Source organism: Clostridia bacterium (genome assembly GCA_024685775.1).
Classification (GTDB): Bacteria; Bacillota; Clostridia; order Christensenellales; family CAG-1252; genus CAG-1252.
This window is the reverse complement of record JAIKVL010000033.1, coordinates 49,765-65,839: the sequence shown is the minus strand read 5'-3', so window position 1 is coordinate 65,839 and position 16,075 is coordinate 49,765. Positions and strand designations below refer to the sequence as shown.

The following is a 16,075-nucleotide window of genomic DNA, read 5'->3' as shown; positions in this document are numbered from 1 at the left end:
GGAACTATGTTAAACGTAAAGAAAAGAGACGGACAAATCGTGCCTTTCGATCTCGGAAAGATCAAAGTCGCGATCGTAAAAGCATTCGATTCGGTCAACCGCGCGCATACGGACGACATCATTGATTTAATCGCGCTGAAAGTTTGCGCGGATTTCCAGAATAAGGTTAAAGACGATTGCGTAACCGTCGAAGACATTCAGGACAGCGTCGAGGTCGTCTTGATCCAAGCGAGCTTCGTGGACGTTTCCAAGAGTTACATTCTTTACAGAAAGCAACACGAGAAAGTGCGTAATATGCGCTCCACGCTCGTCGACTATAAGTCCACCGTCGATAACTATTTGAAGATCAACGACTGGCGCGTTAAGGAAAACAGCACCGTGACCTATTCGGTCGGCGGTTTGATTCTTTCCAACAGCGGCGCGGTCACCGCGAACTACTGGCTCAGCGAGATCTATGACGACGAGATCGCGGACGCGCACCGTAACGCGGATATCCATATCCACGACCTTTCGATGCTGACCGGTTATTGCGCGGGTTGGAGCTTGAAGCAGCTGATCCAAGAAGGTCTCGGCGGCGTCCCCGGAAAGATCACTTCCGCTCCCGCGGGTCACCTTTCCACCCTGTGTAACCAAATGGTGAACTTTCTCGGCATTATGCAGAACGAATGGGCGGGCGCGCAGGCGTTCTCCTCGTTCGACACCTATCTCGCGCCGTTCGTAAAGGTGGATAACCTTTCTTACAAAGAGACCAAGCAATGCATCCAATCCTTCATTTACGGCGTCAACACCCCCTCTCGCTGGGGCACGCAATCTCCGTTTACGAATATCACGCTTGACTGGGTCGTTCCGAACGATATGGCGGAGCTGAACGCAATCGTCGGCGGCAAGGAAATGGACTTCAAGTATAAGGACTGCGTCAAAGAAATGGCGATGGTCAATAAAGCCTTTATCGAGATCATGATCGAAGGCGACGCGAACGGCCGCGGCTTTCAATATCCGATCCCGACCTATTCGATCACCCGCAATTTCGACTGGTCCGAAACCGAGAACAACAAACTCCTTTTCGAAATGACCGCAAAGTACGGAACGCCGTATTTCAGCAACTATATCAACAGCGATATGGAGCCGTCCGACGTCCGTTCGATGTGCTGCCGCTTGCGCCTCGATCTCCGCGAGCTCAGGAAAAAGTCCGGCGGTTTCTTCGGCAGCGGCGAAAGCACGGGCAGCGTCGGCGTCGTTACGATCAATATGCCGCGTATCGCCTATCTTTCCAAGACCGAAGACGAGTATTTCCAAAGATTGACCCGCTTGATGGATCTCGCGGCGCGTTCTTTGAAGATCAAAAGAAATGTCATCACCAAGCTTTTGAACGAAGGCTTGTATCCCTACACGAAGCGTTACCTCGGCACCTTCAATAACCACTTCTCGACGATCGGTCTCGTCGGTATGAACGAAGCCTGCCTGAACGCGAATTGGATCGGTAAGGATCTGACGCACAAAGAGGCGCAGGAGTTTACGAAGAAGACCTTGAACTTTATGAGAGAAAAGCTCTCCGATTATCAAGAAGAGTACGGCGATCTTTATAACCTCGAAGCGACTCCCGCGGAATCCACCGCGTATCGCCTCGCGAAGCACGACAAGAAGAGATTCCCCGATATCATCACCGCTTCGGAAGGAGACGCGACTCCGTACTACACCAACAGCTCGCACCTTCCCGTCGGCTTTACTTCCGATATCTTCGACGCTTTGGATATCCAAGACGATCTCCAAACGCTTTACACCTCCGGAACGGTCTTCCACGCTTTCCTCGGTCAGAAACTCGACAGCTGGCAGGCGGCGGCGAACCTCGTCAGAAAGATCGCGGAGAACTATAAGCTTCCGTACTACACGATGAGCCCGACGTACTCGATCTGCGCCGAACACGGATATCTCTCCGGCGAGGTCAGAAAGTGCCCCGTCTGCGGCAGATCCACCGAAGTGTACAGCCGTATCACGGGCTACTATCGCCCCGTCCAAAACTGGAACGACGGCAAGGTCGAAGAGTTCAAACACAGAAAGACCTACGATATCGCGGGTTCGGTCTTTAAGGGCGGCGACGTCAAAAACGACGCGGAAGGCGCGGTCGCGAAAGAAGCGCAAGCCGCGGCGGCGGAAGGGATGATCCTCTTTACGACCAAGACCTGCCCGAACTGCAAAATGAGCAAAATGATGCTCGACAAAGCGGGCATCGCGTACACCCCGATCGACGCGGAAGACAATAAAGATCAAACCGTCAAGATGGGCGTTCGCAAGGCTCCGACTCTCCTCGTCCCGAACGCGGCGGGCGGCTACGATCGTTTCGAGAACGCCAGCGAGATCAAAGGCTTCATCGAAAACTGCAAGAAATAATGAAATACGATATCGTTATCATAGGAGCGGGTCCCGCCGGAATGAGCGCGGCGACCTACGCGCTCCGCGCAGGAAAAAGCGTCCTCGTCGTCGAAGCGGAAACCATCGGCGGGCAAATGTCCAACTCTCCGCGTATCGAGAATTTCCCGACGGTGCAAGCGTCCTCTGGAAGCGATCTCGCGGATAAAATGTTCGAGCAAATGACCGCGTTCGGCGCGGAACTCGAACTCGACCGCGTTTCGGAAGTCGTAAAAAGAGGGGAAGGGGATTTCCTCGTCCGTTGCGAGTACAACGAATTCGAAGCGAAAGCCGTGATTTGGGCAACGGGGGCGAAGCATCGCCATATCGGCGTCCAAGGCGAGGAAGAACTCATCGGCAAAGGCGTTTCCTATTGCGCCCTTTGCGACGGCGCGTTCTTTACGGGCGAAGACGTCGTCATGATCGGCGACGCGAATACCGCTCTTTCCTACACGATGTTTCTTTCGAATTGCTGCCGTCACGTCTATATCTGCACGCTCTTCGACCGTTTCTTCGGCGAAAAAGCGATGGTAGACGCCGTCCTCGCGCGCGAAAACGTTTCTTACGAGCATAATCTTTCCCTTCAAAAGTTCCTGACGAACGAGAAGGGCGAACTTGCGGGATTGGTTTTCGAAAACACGAAGGACAAGAGCATCAAAGAGTATAAGGTCAAAGGTTGCTTTATCGCAGTCGGGCAAGTCCCGAATAACGACGCGATCAAAAACCTCGTCGATCTCGATCGCGGAGGCTACGTCCTCGCGGGCGAAGACACGATGACGAAGACCGCGGGGCTTTTCGTCGCGGGAGACTGCCGATCGAAAAAGATCCGACAGGTGACGACCGCTTGCGCGGACGGATCGGTCGCGGCGATCGCCGCGGCGAGTTATATCGACGCCTTAAAATAAAAAAGGGAAAGGGCGGTATCCGCCCTTTTTTGTTCCCCCGAGGTTCGGGCGCAAAAGGAGAAGAAATGAAGATTTGCGGAATGGAAAAGTTTTCCATGGTGGATTACGACGGCTATATTTCCTGCACGGTGTTTACGCCGGGCTGCAATTTTCGCTGTCCGTTTTGCCATAACGCGATTCTCGTTACGGGCGGCGCGGCGGAGATCCCCGAAAGCGAGGTGTTCGACTATCTGAATAAGAGAAAAGGGCTTGTGGACGCCGTCTGCATAACGGGGGGCGAACCGACGCTGCAATCCGACCTCAAAGATTTTATCAAACGCGTGCGCGCGCTCGGCTATAAGGTCAAGCTCGATTCCAACGGAACGAACCCCGCCCTTCTCGAAGAATTGATCGGAGAGGGGCTTCTCGATTACGTGGCGATGGATATCAAGAGCGATTTCGCGGGTTACGCCGAAGTCATCGGCGTGGAAAGTCCCGCGCTCCTCGAACGAGTCAAATCGAGCGTGGAACTTTTGAAAAATTCTCCGATCGAGTACGAGTTTCGGACGACGGCGATCGCGGAATTCCACAGCGAGAAAAACTTCGCGGCGATCGCGGAGATCGTTCGCGGCGCGAAACGCTTCTTTATTCAGAAATTCAAAGACGGAGAAAATAATCTGACCCAAGGGCTTTTACACGAACTCCCCGAAGCCGAGGCGAAAAAGTTCCTCGCCGAAGTCTCGAAAGTCGTGCCGACGGTCGGACTCAGAGGGTATTGAGGGATCGCGGAGATCGAAAAAGCAAAAAGAAAGGTCGCGCAGGCGACCTTTTTCTATCGGGATTCCTTAATGATTTGCAGCGCGATTTTGATCCCGTCCATCGCCGCGCTCATAATGCCGCCCGCATAGCCGCAACCTTCGCCGCAAGGATAAACGCGCGGGTGAGAAACGCTTTGATAATCTTCGCCGCGCAGAACGCGAACGGGGGAAGAACTGCGCGTTTCCACGCCCGTCAAAAGGTTGTCCGGAGCGGAGAATCCTTTGATCTTTCGGTCGAAAACGGGGAGCGCGAGGCGCAACGCTTCCGAAACGCGAGGGGGAAGGATCGCGTTTAAGTCGCAAGGGGCGACTCCCGGCGCGTAGGTCGGGGCGACCGCGCCGTCAAGCGTTCCTTTTTGTTTCTTCATAAAGTCCGCGACGCGTTGGCAAGGGGCTTTGAAACCGCCGCCCGCCGCGCGGAACGCGCTTTGTTCGAGCGCGCGTTGATAGGAAACGCCGCCGAGCAGTTTTTTTCCGTAATCCGCTTCGTCCACGCCGACGAGGAGCGCGGCGTTCGCGTTCTTCCCGTCGCGCGCGTGATAGCTCATTCCGTTCGTTACGACGCCGCCGTCTTCCGACGAGGCGCAGACGACGAAGCCCCCGGGGCACATACAGAAGCTGTACGCGCCGCCCGCCTTCGTGTGTTCCCAGATCTTGTAATCCGCGGGCGGGAGCAGGGGATCGCTTTCTTTTCCGAACATCGCGAGATTGATTCTTTTTTGCAACTGTTCGATGCGGACGCCGACGGCGAAGGGTTTGTTCTCCATCAAAAAGCCGCGCCGCTCGAGAAGCTCGTAGGTGTCGCGCGCGCTGTGTCCGATCGCGAGGATCAGTCGGTCGGTCTCGTAGTCCTCGTCCGCGCGGACGCGGATCAGGTTTCCTTCTTTTCTTATATCGGTCATTTGCGCGGAAAAGCGGATCTCGCCGCCGAGGCTTTCGATCTTTTTTCTGAGCGAAACGACGGCTTCTCTCAGCCGATCCGTCCCGATATGGGGTTTTGCGAGATAGGCGATCTCTTCGGGCGCGCCGCAGGAAACGAACGTCTTTAAGACGAACGAGGAAAGTTCTTTGTCCTTAACGCCGCTGTTTAGTTTTCCGTCCGAGAATGCGCCCGCGCCGCCTTCGCCGTACTCCGCGTTCGCGTCTTTCATAAGGACGCCCTTTTTCCACAGGGATTCCACGCCTTTTACGCGCTCTTCGATCGGAAACCCGCGTTCGAGGACGATGGGTTTCATTCCCGCGCGCGCAAGGACGTAAGACGCGAAGATCCCGGCGGGACCGAATCCGACGACGATCGGGCGGAAGGAGCGTTCGCCGATCTTCGGGATCGAGAGTTCCGCTTCCTTTTCGACCGCTTCGGAGATCAGGACGGAATAGACCTTTTTGATCTCGCTTTTGCGGCGGGCGTCGATGGATTCTTTTGTAATGAGAAAAGTTTTTACGCGCGAAAGATCAAGCCCCGCTTTTTTCGCGGCGGCTTTTTTGATCTCGGCTTGACTCGCGCCGAGGGGAAGGATCAGGTTCTGGATCTCCGGCATAAGAAGAAAAGCCCGTCAGCGGGCTTCGAAAAGCGATTTGACCGCGAGGTAGACGTCCTCCGCGGCTTCGGCGAGGGGTTTGTCGTTATCGATCACGGCGACGTTCTCGTCGGGGAATTTTTCAAACGCCGCGAAATAGTTTTCGCGAACGCGCTTCAACACTTCGAGCTTTTCGTAGCGTTCGGTTTCGGAGCGGTTCTCGATGCGGCTTAAAAAACGCTCGGGCGGAATGTCCAAAAAAAGCGTCAGATCGGGGCGGAGCAGGGCGCGGGGAAGCGCGTTGATCGCCATGACCCAATCAAGGGGCGCATAAGCGCCGTTATAGGCGAAAGAAGAGAAATAATAGCGGTCGCAAAGGATGATCTCGCCCTTTTCCAAGCGGGAGAGAAGACCGCCGTTCGGGTTCTTGATATGATCCAGTCGATCGGTCATAAAAAGCCCCGCGATCGCCTCTTCGGGAAGATCGGATTCTCCCCGCAAACAGCGGCGCAGGAGCTTGCCCGCTTCGCCTTCCGACGGCTCCGCGGTCAAATATACTTTTTCACCCGATGCTTCGAGCTTTTCTTTAAGAAGGGCGGCGTGCGTGCTTTTCCCGCTGCCGTCGATTCCTTCGAAGACGATGAATTTTCCTCGTTTCATAGTTCAGTTATCGTACTTCCCGTCTTTGACTTCAATGATCAGCGCGCCGAGTTCGCGAGCGGCTTTGTCGCTTTCTTTGCCCGGTTTCGCGACCATAAATTTGTAGGCTTTTTCTTTGCGCTCGCGCTTTGCCAGCGCCGCGCTCTTGCATTCGAGGAAGGGCGTTTCCACGCGCGCGTAGACGTAGAAATAGAACGACGTCTTGATCGTCGTAAAAAGAAGCGGCAGACCGATCAAGGCGGAGACGCCGCCGCACGGATAAAGGACGTAGGCAAACCAAGATTTGTACGCTTCGCCCGTGAGATAGGGGATCGCGACCGAATTGCGGATCGCGGGAACGGCGATCAAAAAGCCGCCGAGCGCGACGAAAATAAGACCGAACAGGAATTTTAAGAAATTGAAATTCGTGTAGTTGCTGAATTTGATCCCCGAGACCTGTTTGATGTCCATTTCGGAGCGTTCCGTCGCGTTGATCAAAAGGCGTTTATTCGTCAGGCAGATCGTGCCGCCGCCTTTTCCGGAAAGGCAGTTATAGGTGCGGACGATGTTTTCGCCTTTCGCGATGACGAACCCCGGGACGACGTCGTTTTCCGAAAGGAGGACGTCGTTATTCATTTTGTATTTTCTGCGGAGGCGCGCTTCCGCCTTCGTGTACTCTTTGGCGGGAGAAGCGAAGAAATCGTCCGCGAGGATGGGAGCTTCTTTTTTCTTTTTCTTGGAGGTTCCGGCGTTTTCTTCGCTCGGGATCTCGGCGGCTTCCGCATCTTCGATCGCGATCGCCTCGGCGCTCTTCGATTTCTTCTTATCGTTTTTCGACTGCTTTTTCGCGTCGGCTTCTTCTTCCTTTTTGCGCTTCTTTTCGCCTTCTTCCCATTCTTTTTGGCGGCGCTTTTCTTCGGCTTCCGCCCGCTTGATCGCGGCGATGCGCTCTTTTTCCCTTTCACGCTCTTTCTTTTTCTCTTCGAGCGAGAATCCGGCGGGGATGATATCTTCGAAAAGGGGTTGCGGCGCGCCGTACTCCCTCGGCGCTTCCTCTTCTTGGGGCGCGGGAGCGGACTCTTCGGTCGGAAAAGGAACTTCCTCCGGGACTGCGATCTCTTCCGGTACCGCGGGTTTTTCCGGTACCGCGGGTTCTTCTATTTCCAAGGCGGGAGCTTCTTCGGGCGCCTCCGCGCTTTCGATCGGAGAAGCGTCTTCTTCCTCCGAAGCTGCGTAAACTTCGGGAAGAGATTCTTCTTCGTCGCGTGGGGTCGGGAAGAAACCGATCGGTTTGTCGTTCCTTTCTTTCGAATTGTTGCTACGCATAATTTAACCTCGCTTTTCGTTCGGATCGTTATATTTTATTATATCATACTTTATTCGTATTGCAACAACAAGTTTGCGTGAACGAAAACATTGACTTTGAAACCTCGGGAAATTATAATTTATAATAAGCGAAAATCGCAATAGAGGTGAAAAATGAAAATTCGGGACGTTATCAAAAAAAGAGGAAACACGCTTTCTTTCGAAATCTTTCCGCCGAAAGGCGAATTCGATGTCTTCGTCGTGCGTTCCCTTCTTGCGGAGCTTTCTCCGCTCGCTCCTTCTTACGTCAGCGTGACGTACAGCGCGGGCGGTTCCAAAAACGACGCTTTGACCGAAGAGATCGCGTATATGGCGCAAAGCGATTATCATATGCCTTCCTGTTGTCACGTCACGGTCATCAACAGCGAAAAGAGCGAGGTGAAGCGCGTCGTGGATTCCTTCGCGGCGAGAGGGATCGAGAACGTCCTCGCGCTCCGCGGCGATCGAATCGAAGATCTCGCCGTCAAAGACGGATATTCGCATCCGACCGAGATCATGCCGTATCTCGTCGAAAAAGGGTTTTGCGTCGGCGCGAGTTGCTATCCCGAGGGACATCCTTCTTCCCCGTGTTTGGACGAAGATATCAAATATATGAAGAAAAAAGAAGAGCTCGGCGCGTCCTATTTCGTGTCGCAGCTCTGCTTTGACAATCGGCGCTTCAAAGAGTTTTTCGACCGCGTGGACAAAGCGGGGATCGAATCGCCCGTTTGCGCGGGCATTATGCCGATTATGAGCAAAGCGCAGGTCAATCGAATGATCTATATGTGCGCCGTTTCGCTTCCCGGGGAGATCATCCGCATTTTGAATCGTTACGAGTTCGATAAAGAGGGGCTGTTGTCCGCCGGTCTCGATTACGCGGCGAAGCAAGTCGCGGAGCTTTTCGATATGGGCGTGGACGATATCCACTTTTACACGATGAATCGTCCCGAAGTCGCGCGCGGTCTCGTGGAGAGACTGAAAGCGCTCGGCTACTTGAAATGATGGAGGAAGCGCGCGTCCTGAAAGCCGCCTGCCTTTCTCTCGGCGCGAAGCAGTCGGACCCGTCTTCCGAGAGCCTTTTGGAAAGGGTGTACGACGAGAACGTCTCGTGCTTTTGTCCGCGTTCTCTTTTCGCGGCGTTCCCCGTTCTCTTTTCGAGCGAGGGCGTTTGCCTCGAAGGAACGGACGTTTGCTTGACGGGTGACAGCATAAAAAAGCATTTGGACGGCGCGTCTTTCGCGCTTCTGAACGCGTTTACGCTCGGCGCGCTCGCGGATAAAAGGATCAAAGAACTCTCGTATTCGCGCCCGTCGGAGAGCGTCGCTTTGAATGCGATCGCAAGCGTGTACGCCGAACTCGCGGCGGATGAAGAACTTCAAAAGGAAAGAGACGCCTTTGCGGCAAAAGGGTTGAGGACGAATTTCCGCTTTTGCCCCGGCTACGGAGACTTATCGCTTCTTTTTAACGAGAGCGTCGCCCGCGCTTTGAACGCGGCGAAAAAGATCGGGCTTTCCGTGACGGAAGGCGGACTGTTGCTTCCGAGAAAAAGCGTCGTCGGGATCGTCGGCGTGTTTGAGAAAAAAGCGGATGCGGGGGAATGATATGAAAGAGTTTTTATTGTTCGACGGCGCAATGGGGACGATGTTGCAGGCGCGCGGGCTGAAAGCCGGCGCATTCCCCGAGCTTTATAATCTGACGCATCCCGAGATCGTTTCCGAGATCCACAAAGCCTACGTTCAAGCGGGCGCGGACGTCGTCACCGCCAATACCTTCGGCGCGAATCCTTTCAAAATGAAAGGCGCGGACGTCGAGGCGGTCATCAAGAGCGGCGTGAAGATCGCGAAGGAATCGGGCGCGAAAAAGGTCGCGCTTGACGTCTCTTCTCACGGCGCGCTTCTCGAACCGAACGGGACGCTCGGCTTCGACGAAGCCTACGAAAACTATAAAAAGATCGTGATTTGGGGCGAAGAAGCGGGCGCGGACTTGATCCTCATCGAGACGATGAGCGATCTTTTGGAAGCGAAATGCGCGCTCCTTGCCGCAAAAGAGAATACCTCGCTCCCCGTTTACGTTACGATGACCTATATGGAGGACGGAAGAACCTTCCTCGGGACGGATCCCGTCACCGCCACGATCACGCTTTCCGCGCTTCACGCGGACGCGGTCGGGATCAACTGCTCTCTCGGCGCGAAGGATATGCTTCCGATGGTCGAAAAGGTTTGCAAGTACGCGACCTGTCCCGTCATCGTCCAGCCGAACGCGGGGCTTCCGAAAGTCGTGGACGGAAAAACCGTGTACGACGACACGCCGACTTCTTTTGCCGCCGCGATGAAAGAGATCGCGAAGGCGGGCGCGTCCATCCTCGGCGGGTGCTGCGGAACGACCCCCGAGCATATTTCCGCGCTGAAACAAATCCTGCAAGGTATGACGCCCGTTCGGAGAGAGGTGAAAGAGGTCACCGCCGCCACGAGCGCCACGAAGACCGTCATTTTGGACGAGGGAGTCAAGATCATCGGCGAAAGGTTGAACCCGACCGGAAAAAAGAAACTCAAAGCCGCTTTGATCGAAGGGGATATGGATTATCTCCTGCGCGAAGCGATCGACCAAGAACGCGCCGGCGCGGACATTCTGGACGTAAACGTCGGGCTTCCCGAGATCGACGAAAAGACGGTTTTGACGAAAGTCGTCAAGGAACTGCAAGGGACGATCGATCTTCCGCTCCAACTCGATTCCTCGTCGAAAGAGGCGCTCGAAGCCGCTTGCCGTATCTACGCGGGTAAGCCCATCATCAATTCCGTAAACCTCAAAAAAGAGAGCGTGGAAAGGATCGCGCCGATCGCGAAGAAGTACGGCGCGGCGCTCGTCGGGCTGTGTCTCGGCGAGACGATGCCGAAGACGCACGAAGAGCGTTTCGCGTTCGCGAAAGAGCTTGTCTCCGCTTTGACGGAGCGCGGGATTCCCAAGAAGGATATTTTGATCGACTGTTTGGTCATGACGATCGCGACGGACGAGACGCAAGCCGAAGAGACTGCGCTCGCCGTGGAAAAGGTGACGAAAGAGCTCGGCGTAAAGACGGTGCTCGGCGTCAGTAACGTCAGTTTCGGAATGCCGGACAGATTGAAGATCAACGCGGCGTTTTTGTCGCGCTGTCTGAGAGCGGGGCTTTCCGCTCCGATTTTGAATCCGCTCGTTCAAGAGTATGCGGAACCGCTTTCGGGCAAACTCATTTCGCTCGATACCTCGTCCTATTTTACGTTCGATAAGGACGGCGCGGAAGGGATCCGCGGAATGATCTTTTGCGGCGTCGTTGGCGGGATCGAGAGCGCGGTCGAAGAAGCGCTGAAAACGCGCGCGCCGCTCGACGTCATAAACGAAGAATTTATCCCCGCGCTGAACGAGATCGGCGCGAAATTCGAGAAAGGAGAGGTGTTCCTGCCTCGATTGATCGCGGCGGCGGAAGTCGTTAAACGCGGAATGGAAGTAATGAAAAAGGAAGAGGACGGCGAGGCTCTGCCCGACGTGATCCTCGCAACCGTCCGAGGCGATATCCACGATATCGGAAAGAATATCGTCAAGATGCTTCTGCAAAGCTACGGGTTCAAAGTTTTGGATCTCGGGAAGGACGTCCCCGAGGAAACGGTCGTGGAAGCTTGGAAAAAGACGAAAGCGCCCCTTGTGGGGCTTTCCGCGCTTATGACGACGACCGTTCCTTCGATGAAACGGACGATCGAAGCGTTGAAGGCGGCGGGGTCCACCGCGAAAGTCGCGGTCGGCGGCGCGGTCCTGACGAAGGAGTACGCCGCGGAAGTCGGCGCGGACTATTACGGGAAAGACGCGCTCGAAACGGTCAAGATCGCGCAAGCGGTCATCGGGAAATAGGAGAATCTGCAAGCATAGAAAAAAGCGATCCGAACGGATCGCTTTTTTTGTCGTATTGCGATTTGGAAAAGATCAAAGCAACGTTCCGAGGTAGAAAAGGCTGAGCGCGATCGCGAACTGCCCGCCGTAGTAAAGGACGTTGTCGAGGATGATCATAATGCGGCTGTCGTTCCCGTCGAAATAAATGAAAGCGAGGAGCAGGTTGGAGCCGAGGAAAAGCGACGCGCCGACGATCAAAAGGATCACGGACAGACCGAATCCGCTCAAAATCCCGCCCACGATCGCGGAAGAGAGGAAGAGCGTCAAAAGGAACGCGTAGATCACGCAGAGGATAAAGAACTTTCCGAAATTGATCTTAAAGAGGAATTTTCCGATCCCGAAGACCGCGGCGGTCGCGGCGGCGGCGATCAAAATCGCCCAAGGCGAGAAACCGAAAAGCGTTGCGATCGCGATAACGTAGAAGATGTGCCCGATCCCGAACGAACTGATCCCCATAAAGGTGTACAGATCGCTGTGACGAACGCTGGTTTCGAAATAGGTGATTTTGAGGTCGAGCGCGATGTCGCCGACCAAACCGCAGACGAGTCCCATAAGAACGAGCCCCATAAACGCGATCTTGCCGAAGGATTCCGTCCCTGTCAAGTTGTAATTCCCGACGGCAGCCGCGATCGCCGTTCCGACGAAGAGCAGGCTGGTCACGGTTTTCAGCGCGAGCGGAAGGATTCCGCCGTCCTGATCGCGGAAAAGTAAAAAGAAAATCAAACTGACGCCGCCGAGGGCGAGCAAAATATAGGTTACCATTTTTATATCCTCCGAAAAGAGTTATTTTATTATAGCACGCGCCCCGCCACGACGCAAACGTTTCGCGGGGGTGGGGAAGACCGCGGTTTTTGGGAGCGCATTGCGGAGAGCGTCAGTTTTCCTCCGCGCCGCTTTGCGAAGAGCCTTCGAGGACGCGATCGAAAAAGTCCGCGATATCCGCTCTCGCCCGATCGGCGTTTTTACCGTAGACGATCTCGTGGCGGGAGCCTTCGTAGAAGCGGAGTTCGCTCGGCACGCCGCATTCTTTATAGGTGCGGTCGAGCTTTTTCGCGCCTCTCGTGCAAAGTCCGACGACGTCCTGCGTGCCGCAGAAAATGCCGATCGGAGTTTTCGGGTTCAGCTTAGCGAGATTCTTTTTCTTATATAGTTTGATTGCTTCACTCATCATATAGTAGTCGAAAGCGACGCTCATGTCGGTGTGGGTGTATTCGCCGCGGATAAAGGCTTCGCGGACCGCCGCGGTGTCGTTGATCCATTGCGCTTTACCTTTGTCTCCCTTGAAGCGAAACAGGTTGTCCGAAAGGAAGTTTACGAATTTAGGTCGCCAATTCCTCGCCACGAGGAAGAGGGGGATCGTCAGGATCTTGCCGATCGTGCAAAGCGTGCGCATGTGTCCCGTCCCGAAGATCGCGATCGCGGGGACGTCCGTCTCGGATTCGGCGAACGCCTGACAGAGAAAACTGCCGTAGGAATGCCCCGCCAAAAAGATCGGAAGGTCGTATTGCTCTTTGAGCCACTCGCGGAAGAAGAGTTCGTCCTTCAACGTGTCGCGGAAAATGTTGCCCTTATGCCTGCCGCGCTCTTTTTCCGTTTCCGTTCTTCCGTGCGCGCGGTGATCGTCCGCGAAGACGATATAGCCGCGGGAATTCAGATACTCGGCGAATCCCGCGTAATGCCCGCCGTACTCGCTCATCCCGTGAAGGAGTTGGACGACGCCTTTCGGCGCGTGCACGTCGTCCCAGATAGTGCAATAGATTTCCGTTTCGTCAAAACTTTTGAGCTTAAATTCCCGCATAATGAGTCTCTCCTTGTTGATTTTCGATTTCGTTTGATTGACGTCCGCCGTTACGAGGTTCGGCGGGCGTTTTTCTCTTCGTACGCGCGATAACAAAAGAACGGGCGACCGACTCTTCCGCGTTTTCGGAAGAAAGGGCGGTCGCCGTAATGATCGCGAAAAACGTCAAAAAGCCGTAAGTCGGGCGCAACGTTTCATGTTCTTATCGCTTCGAGGTCCGAGAGGATCAGCCGAGTTTGACGGTGATCGCGGGGCGGACTCCGATGCAAGACGTTTTTACGTTATAAGTGCCGACCGTTCCGAGCGCCGTCGTCAAAGACGCGGTGTCCTCAAAGTCGCCCGGCGTGCGAAGCCACCAGTGGCAAGCGTCGCGCTCTTTCCCGCCGTTCAGGCTGCTGTAAACGCCCATCGCTTTGGCGTAATCGGTCGCTTTCGCGACTTTGCGGGAATCTTCGGTCTTCGTCCAGTGATCCCAATGATATTTCGAATTCGCGAGATCTTTGTAGCTCAAAAGGTAAACCTTATCGTCGCACTTTTTGCCGTTTGCGAAGGTGTCGAAGTGAGAAACGCCCCTACCGATATCCACTTGCGTCGTTTGAATGAATTTCGCTTCGCCTTCTTTGAACGCTTCGGCGTAGAAGGTTCCGTTCAGAAACTCGCGCAGCATACTCTTTTCCCAGTTGTTCGCGTAGACGGGGACGCCCGCATAGGAGCGGACTTGCAGCGAGGTCTGGAACGGGGAGGCGGTCAAGATGTCTTCCGAAAGAAGGGTGACGACGGAATTCGGGTCGTTCGGATCGCCCGAGAGGACGCGCCAACGGATCGGCTCCACGATGAAGAAGAAGGATTCGCCTTTTTTAACGTAGGTGTCGTCGCTGAAATACGTTCCGCTTTGATAGGGTGACGCGGTCGCTTGCGCGTACAGCGTGTTTTGATAGCTGAAAAGATGCGTTTCGGGGTCGGGCTCGATCGCGCCGGTTCGGATTGCTTCTTTGAGGAAATATAAGGTCGCGGGGTCTTCGAGGATATGGTTGGGGTAATGCCCGAGGTCGACGTAGATGTAGTTGCCTTTCGTGTAGATGTTGTAATAAACGGGGTCTGTCATATCCCAGCGCGCGTGAAGGGTAACGTCGCGCTTCCATTCTTTGGGAATCTCCGTAACGCGATTGTTGCCTTCGTCGTACCAACCGAGGAACTTATAGCTGCCGCCCGTCGATTGTCCGCGGTCGTTCAGCTCGTACCAAACGGGGCTTTCGAGAAGGACGGAATTGAACTCGGTGTAGGTCGTGGGATTATCGGGATCGTTCGAAACTCGGACGTCGAGATCGTAGGTGATCTTGTAAGACGGCGCCCATTTTGCGTAAAGCGTGATCTCTTCCGCCGTGCCTTGGGGGATGTAATCGTATTTGTAGGGTTTCAGAAAATTTTCGTCGAGATACCAACCGAGGAAGGTGTAGCCGGTTCGCGTCGGCGGATTCAAAAAGATGGTTTCGGATTCGACGGTAAAGGTCTTAGGGTATTCGGTCGTGTTGTCGTTGCTGTTCAGATTGAGCTCCAAAGACCAGTCGATGAGTTTCCAATTCGCGTAAAGAGTAATGTCGGACGCGGGGATCTGCATTTTGTAGCTCGGCTCGCGGCTTGCGACCGAACCGTCTTTATTCGTCCACTCCGTAAAGACGTATCCGTCGAAGGCGACCGCACGCATCGTCGCGTTGCTGCCGCTGCTGATCCTGCCGCCGCCGATGATGCTACCGGCTTTGGCGTTCGTGTTGATCAAAGTGACGGAACTTGCGTCCATAAAAACGGCAACGCCGACGATCAGCGCAATGACCGCCGCAGCGATCGCAATCCCGATCAAGGTCTTTCTCCGTTTCGCATTTTTGATAAGTCTTTTTACGGGGAATTTCATCCGTTGCCCTCCTGTGGACGCGGCGGAGCGCGCGTTCGCGCCGCGTAAGTATAAATATAGCATATTCCGTCTGTTTATGTCAATACCCGCGCGCGTGACTATATTATATAAGCCGCGTCGTCGGGGCGAAACCGGGAGAGAAACGCGGCGACTTTGCGGGGGATTTCGGCGAGAAAGGGGCGCGCGGCGGCGCCGAGCGGGGTGGAAAACCCCGTTTTTCGAGGAAAAAACACCCGAAAATCAAACATTAAGAAAATTTAATAAAACTTTATTTGACAAGAAGTTTGGGCTTTTATATAATAAACAAGCATTGCCAAGTGACGCTCCGTTACGGATGATGCGCGAGGTTTCCCAATCCGGGGCTAGTTCGCGCGGACCAGTTCGAGTCGATCGGGCGCTAACTCGTAAATAGATCGGCAGCGAGAGCTGCCTTAAATTTACAGGGAGCAAGAAACACACGGCAGCGCGGAATATCGAGTTAGAAATAACAGGAGGAAGTAACAAATGGCAGGACAAACGATCAGAATCAAACTTAAAAGCTACGATCACGAACTCGTTGACGGTGTCGCGACCAAAATCGTCGACGCGATCACGAAATGCGGCGCGAAGATCTCGGGACCGATCCCCCTTCCGACCGAGCGTGAAATCGTAACGATCCTTCGTGCGACGCACAAATATAAGGATTCGCGCGAGCAATTCGAGATGAGGACGCATAAGCGTCTTATCGATATTTACAATCCTTCGGCGAAAGTCGTTCAATGCTTGATGAACGTCGACGTGCCGGCGGGCGTGGATATCAAAATCAAACTTTAATTCGGAAATAATTTGGAGGTGAACTTTAT

The 16,075-nt window shown here is 54.4% G+C and carries 13 protein-coding genes; 7 read left to right on the top strand and 6 right to left on the bottom strand.

Features of this window, described 5'->3' with window-relative positions:
- Positions 1-6: 6 nt before the first annotated feature.
- The 3 genes from K5753_06420 to K5753_06410 all read left to right on the top strand — a co-directional run bounded on the left by K5753_06420 (position 7) and on the right by K5753_06410 (position 4,069).
- Positions 7-2,388 (top strand): ribonucleoside triphosphate reductase, encoded by a 2,382-nt coding sequence (locus K5753_06420; protein MCR4726831.1) that lies wholly within the window; start codon positions 7-9, stop codon positions 2,386-2,388.
- Positions 2,388-3,311 carry an FAD-dependent oxidoreductase gene (locus K5753_06415; GenBank protein MCR4726830.1) on the top strand — a complete coding sequence of 308 codons (924 nt, stop codon included), beginning with the start codon at positions 2,388-2,390 and terminating at the stop codon, positions 3,309-3,311. Before K5753_06420 ends, K5753_06415 begins: the two co-directional genes overlap by 1 nt.
- Before the next feature lie 65 nt (positions 3,312-3,376).
- Positions 3,377-4,069, top strand: a complete 693-nt coding sequence (locus K5753_06410) for an anaerobic ribonucleoside-triphosphate reductase activating protein (protein ID MCR4726829.1) — start codon at positions 3,377-3,379, stop codon at positions 4,067-4,069.
- A 53-nt stretch (positions 4,070-4,122) separates the two neighbouring features.
- On the opposite strand, the gene K5753_06405 is transcribed toward K5753_06410, so the two are convergent.
- From K5753_06405 to K5753_06395, 3 genes are read right to left on the bottom strand one after another with little or no spacing between them, the layout of a single operon-like run.
- Complete coding sequence (locus tag K5753_06405; GenBank protein ID MCR4726828.1) at positions 4,123-5,646, bottom strand: hypothetical protein; 1,524 nt, start codon at positions 5,644-5,646, stop codon at positions 4,123-4,125.
- Between the two features lie 15 nt (positions 5,647-5,661).
- Positions 5,662-6,285, bottom strand: coding sequence for a dTMP kinase (tmk, locus tag K5753_06400; GenBank protein ID MCR4726827.1), 624 nt, complete (start codon positions 6,283-6,285; stop codon positions 5,662-5,664).
- A 3-nt stretch (positions 6,286-6,288) separates the two neighbouring features.
- Positions 6,289-7,590: a hypothetical protein gene (locus K5753_06395; protein MCR4726826.1), complete on the bottom strand. Its 1,302-nt coding sequence runs from the start codon at positions 7,588-7,590 to the stop codon at positions 6,289-6,291.
- A gap of 153 nt (positions 7,591-7,743) precedes the next feature.
- Between K5753_06395 and K5753_06390 the strand changes: the two genes are divergently transcribed.
- From K5753_06390 to K5753_06380, 3 genes are read left to right on the top strand one after another with little or no spacing between them, the layout of a single operon-like run.
- Positions 7,744-8,610, top strand: coding sequence for a methylenetetrahydrofolate reductase (locus K5753_06390; protein MCR4726825.1), 867 nt, complete (start codon positions 7,744-7,746; stop codon positions 8,608-8,610).
- A complete protein-coding gene (locus K5753_06385) occupies positions 8,607-9,209 on the top strand; it encodes a hypothetical protein (GenBank protein MCR4726824.1) in 603 nt (200 codons plus the stop codon). Before K5753_06390 ends, K5753_06385 begins: the two co-directional genes overlap by 4 nt.
- Positions 9,196-11,487, top strand: a complete 2,292-nt coding sequence (locus K5753_06380) for a homocysteine S-methyltransferase family protein (protein ID MCR4726823.1) — start codon at positions 9,196-9,198, stop codon at positions 11,485-11,487. The genes K5753_06385 and K5753_06380 overlap by 14 nt, the downstream gene beginning before the upstream one ends.
- Positions 11,488-11,559: 72 nt before the next feature.
- Here the strand turns inward: K5753_06380 and K5753_06375 are convergent, their stop codons facing one another.
- From K5753_06375 to K5753_06365, 3 genes are all read right to left on the bottom strand, one after another.
- Positions 11,560-12,288 (bottom strand): lysoplasmalogenase, encoded by a 729-nt coding sequence (locus K5753_06375; GenBank protein ID MCR4726822.1) that lies wholly within the window; start codon positions 12,286-12,288, stop codon positions 11,560-11,562.
- Positions 12,289-12,400: 112 nt separating this feature from the next.
- Entirely contained in the window at positions 12,401-13,324 is a 924-nt protein-coding gene (locus K5753_06370; protein MCR4726821.1) for an alpha/beta hydrolase, read from the bottom strand.
- 226 nt (positions 13,325-13,550) lie between these two features.
- Positions 13,551-15,233, bottom strand: a complete 1,683-nt coding sequence (locus K5753_06365) for a DUF6273 domain-containing protein (GenBank protein MCR4726820.1) — start codon at positions 15,231-15,233, stop codon at positions 13,551-13,553.
- 504 nt (positions 15,234-15,737) lie between these two features.
- Here K5753_06365 and rpsJ point away from each other — a divergent pair.
- Complete coding sequence (gene rpsJ / locus K5753_06360) at positions 15,738-16,046, top strand: 30S ribosomal protein S10 (protein MCR4726819.1); 309 nt, start codon at positions 15,738-15,740, stop codon at positions 16,044-16,046.
- Positions 16,047-16,075 lie beyond the last annotated feature (29 nt).

Excerpts from the sequence above, each read along its gene's own strand:
- K5753_06410 (MCR4726829.1), top strand. The coding sequence starts at position 3,377 with ATGAAGATTTGCGGAATGGAAAAGTTTTCCATGGTGGATTACGACGGC.
- K5753_06365 (MCR4726820.1), bottom strand. The coding sequence starts at position 15,233 with ATGAAATTCCCCGTAAAAAGACTTATCAAAAATGCGAAACGGAGAAAG.
- K5753_06380 (MCR4726823.1), top strand. The coding sequence starts at position 9,196 with ATGCGGGGGAATGATATGAAAGAGTTTTTATTGTTCGACGGCGCAATG.
- tmk (MCR4726827.1), bottom strand. The coding sequence starts at position 6,285 with ATGAAACGAGGAAAATTCATCGTCTTCGAAGGAATCGACGGCAGCGGG.
- K5753_06415 (MCR4726830.1), top strand. The coding sequence starts at position 2,388 with ATGAAATACGATATCGTTATCATAGGAGCGGGTCCCGCCGGAATGAGC.
- rpsJ (MCR4726819.1), top strand. The coding sequence starts at position 15,738 with ATGGCAGGACAAACGATCAGAATCAAACTTAAAAGCTACGATCACGAA.
- K5753_06390 (MCR4726825.1), top strand. The coding sequence starts at position 7,744 with ATGAAAATTCGGGACGTTATCAAAAAAAGAGGAAACACGCTTTCTTTC.
- K5753_06385 (MCR4726824.1), top strand. The coding sequence starts at position 8,607 with ATGATGGAGGAAGCGCGCGTCCTGAAAGCCGCCTGCCTTTCTCTCGGC.
- K5753_06420 (MCR4726831.1), top strand. The coding sequence starts at position 7 with ATGTTAAACGTAAAGAAAAGAGACGGACAAATCGTGCCTTTCGATCTC.
- K5753_06375 (MCR4726822.1), bottom strand. The coding sequence starts at position 12,288 with ATGGTAACCTATATTTTGCTCGCCCTCGGCGGCGTCAGTTTGATTTTC.
- K5753_06395 (MCR4726826.1), bottom strand. The coding sequence starts at position 7,590 with ATGCGTAGCAACAATTCGAAAGAAAGGAACGACAAACCGATCGGTTTC.
- K5753_06370 (MCR4726821.1), bottom strand. The coding sequence starts at position 13,324 with ATGCGGGAATTTAAGCTCAAAAGTTTTGACGAAACGGAAATCTATTGC.
- K5753_06405 (MCR4726828.1), bottom strand. The coding sequence starts at position 5,646 with ATGCCGGAGATCCAGAACCTGATCCTTCCCCTCGGCGCGAGTCAAGCC.